The following is a 7,109-nucleotide window of genomic DNA, read 5'->3' as shown; positions in this document are numbered from 1 at the left end:
CGTATGTTCCTTTAGATCCGAATTATCCGGCAGAGCGACTGAGTTACTTATTAGCAGATACAGCGGTTGATATCGTGTTGAGCGGTACGAAAGAGCGGGATGTACTGGGAGAGTTTGCAGGTGCAGTTCTTTGCTTAGATGGGATGGCGGATACGACGGGATATGCATGTGTTGATTATAGTAAAGAGAACCTAGATAGGGAGGAGATAGGGCTTACCTCAAGTCATTTGGCATATGTAATTTATACATCGGGGTCAACGGGACAACCAAAAGGCGTGATGGTTGAACATCATTCTTTGGTTAACCGAATTATTTGGATGGATGAAAAGTATGGTCTGAGTGCAAATGATAAAATTCTTCAAAAAACACCTTTTAGTTTTGATGTATCAGTATGGGAATTTCTATGGACATTAGGCTTTGGCGCCCAACTAATTATTGCAAGGCCTGATGGCCATAAGGATCCAGAGTATTTAACCCAACTTGTCATAGACTCAGGAGTAACAAAGTTACACTTTGTTCCGTCTATGCTTGGAGTTATCTTAAGTTGCGCTACCTTCAATAATTGCACAAGCATTAATCAGGTGTTCTGTAGTGGAGAGGCATTGCAAACAACTCATGTGCAAATGTTCAAAGAGGTACTGCCTAATGCGGAGTTACATAATTTATACGGCCCGACAGAAGCGGCAATTGATGTTAGCTATTGGGATTGTGCTAATGGATCTCATCAAAGTGTGCCAATAGGAAAGCCTATTTATAACACCCAGCTTATCATTTTAGATCCAAGCCAGAATATCGTACCATTTGGTGTTGTGGGTGAGCTCTATATTGGAGGTGTTGGATTGGCGCGGGGATATCACAATAATGAAGTGTTAACCCGAGAAAAATTTATCGAAAATCCATATTTTGACAAGGATAGAAAAAACAGCTCTAAGCGTTTATATAGAACGGGAGACTTGGCAAGTTTAAGAGCTGATGGAGAAGTTGAATACCAAGGTCGAACGGATCATCAAGTAAAAATTAGAGGAATGAGGATAGAGCTTGGTGAAATTGAATATCAATTGGGTCAATTGACAGAAGTTGATTCCGCATTAGTGACAACAACAGAAGCAGCAGGATCAGCTCAGCTTCTTGCTTACATAAAAACTAAAAGCAACCATTCACTGGATACCACTAAGGCGATGAAGCACAAGCTTAGAACTGAATTAGCTAAGCATCTACCTTTACATATGGTACCAGAATTATACATTCACGTTGAAGAATGGCCTCTGACTCCTAATGGTAAAATCAATCGAAGCGCCTTACCTAAATTTGATGTGAATTCGATTCAGGTGGAAATTGTAAAACCGGTTAACGACATTGAAGTAGCTATATTAAATGTATTTGCAGAATTACTTCAGCTTCCAAATTCCGAAATAAGTATGGAATCAAATCTATTCGAGCTTGGGGGACACTCTCTATTAGTGCCTACTGCAATCTCGAAGCTATCAGATATGGGCTACCTTTTGTCTGTTGCTAATATTTATCGCTCAGCATCGTTGAAAGAGATGGCGGAACTTGTAATTGCAAATCAAAATACTTACATTGTTTACAACTCTAAAAGTCTAGTGCCAATTGGAACAGAACGGTTATCAGCTGATATGTTCGACTTAGCTAAATTAGATGAAGAAACCATTTCGAAGATTTCAGCAACGGTACACGGCGGTGCAAGCAATATACAAGATATTTTGCCGTTACTTACGCTTCAGCATGGCTTTCTTTTCCAGCACTTAGCAAACCCGGCAAAGGATCCTAGTTGGCAATCAATTTCCATGAGAGTTAACAAGGATGAGATAGACACACTGATCTCAAGCTTTAACAGTGTAATAGTTCGTCATGATGCTTTACGAAGTGTGTTTATACCGGTGTTGCCGGTTCCTGTTTCAGTTGTTTTGAGAAAATATCAGATTAGGGTTGATTATCATGAATTAAGTAATGTCGGCGATCCAGAGAGCCAAATGGATTATATTACTCATGATTATAATATTGATACCCTGCCACCAATGCTATTAATTATTGGTACAAATAACCAACTCAAGCATCATCATGTAAGATTAGTTACACATCACCTTATGCTTGACCATGAAGGTGCTAATATAGTGCTAGAAGAATTGGTGAGCGTTATATCTGGTAACGCTGAACGACTTGCAAAGCCTGTTCCTTATAAAGGCGTTGTGGCACATATAATTAATGCTAATAGTAATGATGAAGACAAAAACTTTTTTGCAAAGCAGCTAGCAGGGTTCACTAATGCATCAAATATAGTCGGTATTTCACAAGCCAATTTTTCAGGCGAAGTTACGACAAAAGAAATCGATCTTGACGCAAAACTGGAAGAAAGCATTCGTACAATTTCAAAACAGCATAACTATTCACCTGCAACGTTCTTTCATACTGCCTTTGCAATGTTAATGTCTGTGCTTTCTAAGAATAAAGACGTAGCGTTTGGGACTGTATTTTCAGGTCGGCAAAATGCGCCTCCTGGCAGTGAAAATGCTGTTGGGATGTTAATGAATACTTTACCTTTTAGAGTCAATACCAATGGCTGTACATTGATTGAACTGTATACATCTGTCGCTGAGAAACTGGTTGGATATTTATCACATGAGCACTTTCCGATAGGGCAGGCTAAAGCACTAACTCAATTAAAGGGAAGTGAAAGCTTAATAAACGGAGTGCTGAATTATAGATACGGCTTTGCTACTGAAACAGCAGTCAAAAATCACGTTATTGATTATATTGGTGATGAAGATAAGATGGGAGCATCATCTCCCATAATTCTAGCAGTTACAGATAATATCAATAAGTTTCATATTACTCTAAAGGTTGATAGTAAAATCAATGTAGAAGCTGTTTTTTCTATATTTAAGTACATATCAAAAACTATAGTCTCATCTCTTTGTGAGGAAAAAATAACAAATAATGTTGAATGGGTTACAGAGCTAATTAATGCAAGTCAATTATTAGTCAGAGGGAGAGAGCCTGTTGTTAATGAGCAGGGGTATGCTTATAAAAAAGTAAAGTCCATACTTTGTAAGCTCTTGGGGGTTGAGCATATTGATACAAACGAAAATCTCCTAGAGTATGAGAGTTTTTATGATGTTGCCAAGATAGCGGCTGCATTTAATAAAGAGTTCTCGTTGGATCTAGAACCCGCTTATCTTATTGATAATAATAGTGTTGGTCATCTTGTTTTATATTTAGAAAATGTCTTAGTTTCTGAAGCTTATGAAAGTAAGTTGCTAGAAGATAATTATAATTGTGGAGTTATTTGATTTATGTTTGATCTAATTAAAAGGGCCGTTGAGTCTGGTATTTTGCTTTATGTTGATGAAGGTGAGCTAAAGTATAAGCAGATGGGCGATGAGTTTCCAGAGGATTTGAAACAGAGTATTCGTAACGAAAAGAAGAACTTAATTAATCATATTATTGAGCAGCAAAGTAAAAATCTTGGTAAAGTTAGTTTAATTGAGCAATTTGCAAAGAATGTAGTAAAACATCCAAGTAGAACAGCCTTAATTTTTGGGGACAAAGTGTTATCATTCAGCGAAATGCTTAAGCAAGTTGAGCATTTAGCATGTTACATCCTTGCTCACTCTAATCACAAGCCGGTAGCGATTATGATGGGTCGAGGGGTTGATACTATGATTGCTATTTATGCAGCTTTACGGGCAAATGTACCGTATGTACCGATTGACCCTGCAAATCCAAATGAGAGAGTAAGCTATTACTTAAAAAACTCATCAGCAGAGTTGTTGATAACCGATGTTGATGTAGACGCAAGTAGTAAGAGCATCGCGACGCCTATTTTGTTTGACGATATTATGGCGTTAGAGGAGTTTGACAAATCAGTACTGCCAAATATTTCTGATATAGATGAAGAGTCAATTGCTTATATAATATATACATCAGGTTCAACAGGTAAGCCGAAAGGAGTTGCCTGTAGTCATAAAAACCTGCATTACTATGAAAATGTAATGCAACAACAATACCGTCTTCTTAATCTAACTGACTGTTCAAATTGGTTGTGGAACGCTTCTTTTGCCTTTGATGCCTCGATAAAAGGGGTGGTTTCTCTTGCACAGGGACGATCACTGGTAATTCCCAGTGACACTGATGTGAAGGATCCTAAATCATTAGTTTCTTTGGTAAGAAAATTCGATGTTCCTGTTTTAAATGCTCCCCCAATTGTCATGGAGTATCTTCTACCACATCTTATAGCGACACAAACTTACGTTAATTTAATCGTCAGTGGTGACGACATCAGCAAGGCGCTTTGGGCAGAGCTATTCAATTATGGAATACTTGCGAATAGAAAGGTGATAAATGCTTATGGCCCAACAGAAGCAACAGTAAACGCAACCTTAGAAGTCCAAACTAATGATAATGAAGTGTCAATCGGAAAAGCAGTTGATGGCGCTCAGCTTTATATTATGGATGAAAAACTACAGAGCTCTGACTCTGAGGGGGAACTGTACATTGCTGGTGATGGAGTCGCTATTGGTTATTTTAATAACGATAAAGCAACGAGCGAAGCGTTTGTTGAGCTGGACATTGAGTCTAAAAAAGTTAGAGCTTACAAAACTGGAGATTTGGTTAAGGTATTAGACGATAATAGAATTAAATTTCTTGGTAGGACAGATAGCCAGATTAAGTATCGAGGGTACAGAATTAGCCTTGGTGAGATTGAAGGCGTACTGAAAGACTTTACTGGTATCAAAGAAGCTGTGGTGCTTGGCAATAAAAGTGAAAATGATATGAGAATAGAAGGCTATTTAGTTGGAGAGTCGGAATCGCCTTCTATTGAAGCTATATATCAATATTTGAGTTCGAAGCTGCCAGAATATATGCACCCTACCTCGTTAACTTATCTAGACACCTTACCTTTAACTAGCGGCGGAAAGGTAGATAAAGGCATGCTCTTAAACTCAAACACAATGCCAGCTAGCATGGACTTGTCGGTTAATAATAGCATTGCTGACAGACTAACTTTCATATGGAAAGAAGTACTGCGAAAGGAATCCATTGAATTAGAACATAGCTTCTTTGAATTAGGTGGGCACTCGTTATTGGCAATGCAATTGATGCAAAAGATTGAGAATGAATTCGGTTTGGTAATGGATACTAGGGACTTGTTTACCTTACTTACACTGCAAAGCCAGATAGATTGGGTCACAGAAAATATTGATAGTACAGCTGTTACAGAGGGAAATTCAGAGTCTAAGGCAGAACAGTTAGACCAAGTGGAGCTTGAAATATGATCGAAGAGTTTATCGCTCATTGTAATACTCTTGGTATCAGTATGGAGTTGGGAGCCTCCGGAAAGCTTAAAATTAATGCAGATCGCTCAGTGTTAACGAAAGAAATCACCGAAGAGATTAAGCTCAATAAGCCCTACATAATAAAGTACTTGCAAGACTATAAATTAAAACAACTAGATGAAGAGTATCAGCTAGGTGTGGAACACCGTGTTGCCACGCTTTCACGTCTCGGGCTCAGTGAATCTGATATTGAGGGCTTTTATCCGTTATTACCCCTTCAAGAAAGTATGCTTTTAGATCATATTCTAAATGATGGGTTAGACCCATATATTGTTCATTTTATATTGAAAGTAGATGGACAAAATGTACTGGATAAGGTCCTACGCTGTTTTACTGAAGTTGTTCAGCGGCATGCATCGTGCAGGACCTCAATAATATGGAGAAATGTGCCTCAGTCTTATCAGTTGGTGAAAAAGCGCGTTGAGATACCAATCAACTCTTTTAACTGCTTCTCAGAACAAGAGCTACATGAAAAACTCGAAGAGCTTGAGTGTTCGAAAAGCCCTATGGACCTCGAGTTAGATCCTTTGACGCGCATTCATGTTCTACACCTTGAAGGCAGTAACGAAAAAACACTTTTTATTGAGCGTCACCATATTACGAGTGATCATATAAGCCTTGAAATTATGATGCATGAACTGGTAAGTATCTATAATGGAGACTTCATTAATTTACCTAATGTAAAACAGCAATTTGAATATGCACTAGAACAGAATAAGCAACCACATGTAAAGGCAACATATTTCGAGGAACTTTTAAAGGGCTTTGATTCACCGACCCTGCTTTTTAATGAGACTGACTTTTTGGTAAATACAACTAAGTATCGTCAGCCGATTGATGCGCAGCTTCAGACTAAAATTCGAGAATGTTCGATACAGTCAGGTGTCAGTTCTGCAAGTATATTTCATCTTGCGTGGGGTATGATTTTATCAAAGTTTTGTGATTCGAAAGATGTATTGTTTCCTACAGTGCTGACTGGGAGAGTCATGCATCCTGATTATCGTACGACTGTTGGAATGTTCTTAAACTCTTTACCGTGTAGAATAGGCTTTTCGAATAATACTGTTCGTAATCAACTAAAGGAGCTCTATGTTCAACTTTTAAATCTAACACAATATGAACATGTCCCCTTGAATACAGCTCTAGAAAAAGGAAGCAATAACTTTGATGTTGCTTTTAACTGTATATTTAACTATCGATACTCACAAGAATTAGATTTAGATGCTCTTCCTTTCGATTTAATTACATGTAATACCGTTTCTACTACTCCCTTTAGTCTGTCGGTAACAGACATGGGCCATTCATTTGAGTTAAGTTTTGATGCAGCTACGGATTATGATGGTGAGCGATTACTTTACGGATATGTAAGTGCTTTGCGCTATATTGTGAGTGAGATAGATAGCGGTTCTGAATTACCACTTACAATACCTCAGCTATTAAATGACCAAGAAGTGAATGAATTACTCAATGACCTTAACAACACAGCGCAGCCTTACCCAGAGAAGGCTTGTATTCATGATTTATTTGAGGGGCAGGTAGCGAATGCGCCAGAGCAGACGGCGGTGGTATTTGAAGGTCGTACACTAAGTTATAGAGCGTTGAATGAGAAAGCGAACCAAGTAGCACATTACCTACGTTCGGAGCATGGTGTAGGGCCGGATACATTGGTTGGGTTGTGTATAGAGCGGTCGCTGGAGATGGTGATAGGGATAATGGGTATCTTGAAGGCAGGGGGGGCGTATGTTCCTTTAG

Annotated in this window: 3 protein-coding genes; all 3 read left to right on the top strand. The window is 38.5% G+C overall.

The window, feature by feature from the left end; all coding sequences use genetic code 11:
* Positions 1-3,311: non-ribosomal peptide synthetase (locus MHN30_RS23640; protein WP_239361299.1), on the top strand; the 3,311-nt coding region annotated here is incomplete at its 5' end.
* Between the two features lie 3 nt (positions 3,312-3,314).
* Positions 3,315-5,297 carry a non-ribosomal peptide synthetase gene (locus MHN30_RS23635; protein WP_239361298.1) on the top strand — a complete coding sequence of 661 codons (1,983 nt, stop codon included), beginning with the start codon at positions 3,315-3,317 and terminating at the stop codon, positions 5,295-5,297.
* Positions 5,294-7,109 (top strand): condensation domain-containing protein (locus MHN30_RS23630; protein ID WP_239361297.1); only part of this gene is annotated, 1,816 nt, incomplete at its 3' end. The genes MHN30_RS23635 and MHN30_RS23630, both read left to right, overlap by 4 nt.

It is taken from the genome of Pseudoalteromonas sp. OF7H-1 (assembly GCF_022347825.1).
GTDB lineage: Bacteria > Pseudomonadota > Gammaproteobacteria > Enterobacterales > Alteromonadaceae > Pseudoalteromonas > Pseudoalteromonas maricaloris.
The sequence above is the reverse complement of the archived record's forward strand: the minus strand, read 5'-3'. Positions and strand labels throughout refer to the sequence as shown.